The organism is Actinosynnema sp. NPDC059797 (assembly GCF_042732085.1).
Classification (GTDB): Bacteria; Actinomycetota; Actinomycetes; order Mycobacteriales; family Pseudonocardiaceae; genus Actinosynnema.
This window is the reverse complement of sequence record NZ_JBHWIE010000519.1, coordinates 1-3,965: the sequence shown is the minus strand read 5'-3', so window position 1 is coordinate 3,965 and position 3,965 is coordinate 1. Positions and strand designations below refer to the sequence as shown.

The 3,965-nt window shown below is 75.3% G+C and carries 4 protein-coding genes; 3 read left to right on the top strand and 1 reads right to left on the bottom strand.

Translation table 11 applies throughout. From position 1 onward, the window contains the following. From ACFV4N_RS40905 to argG, 3 genes are all read left to right on the top strand, one after another. On the top strand, positions 1 to 424 hold a 424-nt coding region (locus tag ACFV4N_RS40905; protein ID WP_499678070.1), incomplete at its 5' end, for an ABC transporter permease subunit. Between the two features lie 58 nt (positions 425 to 482). Beyond that, a complete protein-coding gene (locus ACFV4N_RS40900; RefSeq protein ID WP_499678069.1) occupies positions 483 to 1,727 on the top strand; it encodes an MDR family MFS transporter in 1,245 nt (414 codons plus the stop codon). A gap of 55 nt (positions 1,728 to 1,782) precedes the next feature. Continuing rightward, entirely contained in the window at positions 1,783 to 3,225 is a 1,443-nt protein-coding gene (gene argG / locus ACFV4N_RS40895; RefSeq protein WP_499678068.1) for an argininosuccinate synthase, read from the top strand. Positions 3,226 to 3,264: 39 nt separating this feature from the next. On the opposite strand, the gene ACFV4N_RS40890 is transcribed toward argG, so the two are convergent. After that, positions 3,265 to 3,965: hypothetical protein (locus tag ACFV4N_RS40890; protein WP_499678067.1), on the bottom strand; the 701-nt coding region annotated here is incomplete at its 5' end.

Below are 3,965 nucleotides of genomic sequence, written 5' to 3'. Positions count from 1 at the left end.
CGCGGCGGGCGCGTCCCTGGCCGTCGGCCTGGTGTCGTGGCCCGCGCTGGCCTCCCACGCGGCGGCGCTGGTCGAGGAGAACCGCGCCGCCACGCACGTCGCCGCCCAGCGGGCGCTCGGCGCGCCACCGCTGTGGACGCTCACCCGCCACGTGCTGCCGGCCGTGGCCGGACCGGTCGCCCGGCACGCCGTGCTGCGCCTGCCCGGCATCGCGCTCGCCCTGGCCTCGCTGGGCTTCCTCGGCCTCGGCGCGCCGCCGCCCGCGCCCGAGTGGGGCCTGCTGCTCGCCGAATCACTGCCGTACGTCGAACGCGCGCCGTGGGCGACCCTGGCACCCGCGGGCGCGCTGGTGCTGCTCGCGGTGTTCGCGGTCTCGGCGGCGACCCTCGCCGGCGGGCGCACCCCGCCCGGGAGCGCCCGATGACCCCGATGACCCCAACCACCCCGACCACACTGGCCGCCCCGACAACGGCGAGCACCTGATGACCCCGGCCACCCCGGCCACTCCAGCCACCCCCGCCACCCCGACGAGCACGACCACCCCGCGCGCGGACGGCTTCGTCCGGCTCCTGGTCGGCACCCAGTTCGCCTTCAACCTCGGCTTCTACGCCGTGCTGCCGTACCTGGCCACCCACCTGGGCGAGGACCTCGGCCTGGCCGGCTGGCTGGTCGGGCTCGTGCTGGGGCTGCGCACGTTCAGCCAGCAGGGCCTGTTCGTGGTGGGCGGCGCGCTCGCCGACCGCTTCGGCCCGCGCCCCGCCGTCCTGGCGGGCTGCGCGCTGCGCGTCGCCGGGTTCGCCTGGCTCGCGGTGGCCCGCGACACCTGGTCGGTGATCGCGGCGGTGGTCCTGGTCGGGTTCGCCGCCGCCCTGTTCTCGCCCGCGGTGGAGACCGAGGTCGCCCGCCTGGCGGTCGAGCGGGAGCGCCGCACCGGCGAGTCCCGCACCCGGCTGCTCGGCCTGTTCAACGCGGCCGGGCAGGCGGGCGCGCTGCTGGGCCCGGTGCTCGGCGTGCTGCTCCTGGGCTCCGGCTTCCCCACCGCCTGCCTGGCCGGCGCGGGCGTCTTCGCGCTGGTCCTGCTCGGCCACTGGCGCCTGATGCCGCGCCGGCCCGCGACCGCCGCGCCCCGGCCGGTCACCGCCGGGCTCGCCGGCATCGCGCGCCACCGCGCGTTCCTGCTGCTCTGCCTCGCCTACGGCAGCTACCTCGTGCTCTACAACCAGCTCTACCTGGCGCTGCCCGCCGAGGTCGGGCGCGCGACCGGCGACCAGGCCGCGCTGGGCTGGCTGTTCGCGCTGTCGTCCGGCCTGGTCGTCCTCTGCCAGGTGCCGGTGTCGCGCTGGTCGGCCCGCGCGCTGACGCCCCGGGCCGCCCTGCGCGCGGGGCTGCTGCTCGTCGCGGCGGGCTGCGTGGCGACCGCGCTGCTGCTGCCGGTGGGCGGCCTGTGGCCCGCGCTGGCGTTCGTCGTCCTGCTCACCGCCGGCCAGGTGCTCGCCGTCCCGGCGGCGCGGGCGCTGGTGCCCGACCTCGTGGACGAGCGCGAACTGGGCCTGCACACGGGTGCGATGTCGTCGCTGGCCGGCCTGCTGGTCCTGGTCGCGTCCGGGCCGCTCGGCGCGCTGGTCGACGTCGAGGGCGTGACGTCGTGGCTGGTCCTCGCCCTGGTCCCGCTCGTGGGCGCGCTGTGCGTGCCGGCCCGCCCGAAGGGCTCCGGGACGTCCGGGTGATCCCTCGACCACCCCGGTTATGAATGATCATTCATCGTCGTGCATACTTCTGTACGTGTCCAAGGTGCTCACTTCCCTCCCCGCCGGCGAACGCGTCGGCATCGCCTTCTCCGGCGGCCTCGACACCTCGGTGGCGGTCGCGTGGATGCGTGAGAAGGGGGCGGTGCCGTGCACGTACACCGCCGACATCGGCCAGTACGACGAACCCGACATCGCCTCGGTCCCGGGCCGGGCCTCGACCTACGGCGCGGAACTCGCCCGGCTGGTCGACTGCCGGGCCGCCCTCGTCGAGGAAGGGCTCGCGGCCCTGGCCTGCGGGGCGTTCCACATCCGGTCCGGCGGTCGCGCGTACTTCAACACCACCCCGCTCGGCCGGGCCGTCACGGGCACCATGCTGGTGCGCGCGATGCTCGACGACGACGTGCAGATCTGGGGCGACGGCTCCACCTACAAGGGCAACGACATCGAGCGGTTCTACCGCTACGGCCTGCTCGCCAACCCCTCGCTGCGGATCTACAAGCCGTGGCTGGACGCCGACTTCGTCCGCGAGCTGGGCGGCCGCACGGAGATGTCCGAGTGGCTGCTCGCCCGCGACCTGCCGTACCGGGCCAGCACCGAGAAGGCCTACTCCACCGACGCCAACATCTGGGGCGCGACGCACGAGGCCAAGGCGCTCGAACACCTCGACGCGGGCATCGAGATCGTCGAGCCGATCATGGGCGTGCGGTTCTGGGACCCCGAGGTCGAGATCCCCGCCGAGGACGTCACCGTCGGCTTCGAGCAGGGCCGGCCGGTGACGATCAACGGCAAGGAGTTCGCCAACTCCGTGGACCTGGTGCTGGAGGCCAACGCCATCGGCGGCCGGCACGGCCTGGGCATGTCGGACCAGATCGAGAACCGGGTCATCGAGGCCAAGAGCCGCGGCATCTACGAGGCCCCGGGCATGGCGCTGCTGCACGCCGCCTACGAGCGGCTGGTCAACGCCATCCACAACGAGGACACCCTCGCCGCCTACCACAGCGAGGGCCGCAAGCTGGGCAGGCTGCTCTACGAGGGCCGCTGGCTGGACCCGCAGGCGCTGATGGTGCGCGAGTCGCTCCAGCGCTGGGTCGGCACGGCGGTCACCGGCGAGGTCACCCTGCGCCTGCGCCGCGGCGAGGACTACTCGGTCCTGGACACCACCGGCCCCTCGTTCAGCTACCACCCGGACAAGCTGTCCATGGAGCGGACCGAGGACTCGGCGTTCGGCCCGGTCGACCGCATCGGCCAGCTGACCATGCGCAACCTCGACATCGCCGACTCCCGCGCCAAGCTGGAGCAGTACGCGGGCCTCGGCATGATCGGCAGCCAGTCGACGCTGATCAGCGCCGCGCCGACCGCGCCGACCGAGCTGATCGGCGAGATGCCCGAGGGCGGGGCCGAGGCCATCGCCTCGCGCGGCAAGACCGTGGACGACGAACTGCTCGACCACGCCGCCCTGGAGGCGGGCAACGACTGACCGGGCGACCCCGCGCGGACCGCTCGGCCCGCGCGGGGCTCACCGGTCGACCCGGTTGACCCGGTCGAACTCGGCGGTCACCACGTCGAGGACCTCGGGGTGCGCCGCGGCCACCGACTCCAGCACGGAGGGCCACTTCACCGTGCTCAGCAGGCGCGCGGCGGGCCGGCCGCCGGCGCGGTGCGCCGGGTCGTCCAGCAGGAGCCGCCACACCGAGGCCCGGCGTCCGGACACCGGGATCGCCGCCGCGGTCGCCTCGGCCTTCTCCTGGTCGCCTCGCCGCAGGGCGTCACGGGCCAGCGCCTCCAGCGCGGCCCACCGCTGCTCGTCGGGCAGCGCGTCCACCAGGGCCTCGACGCGGTCGAGCGGCACGTCGGCGCGGTTGGCCGCCAACGCGCCAATCACCGGGACGAGCGCGCGGGAGCGCGGGCGTCCCGGCGCGATCTCCTCCACCAGGTCCAGCGCCCGGTCCACCAGGCCCGCCGCGGCCAGCGCCTTCACCAGGAACCGACGGGCCTCCACGCGGTACCGGGCGACCTCGATGGCCGCCGCCGCCACCTCCGCGCTGTCGAAGTCCTCGACGACCGCCAGGGCCCGCACGACCAGCGCTTCGGCCTTGGCGCGGTAGGGGCCGTCCCCGAACGACCGGGCGAGTTCCGCGGCCCGGTCGTGGTCCCCGAGCGCGGCGTGGGCGGCGACCAGGTCGAGGGCGGCCCGCGCGCGGTGCCCCGGCCGGGTGA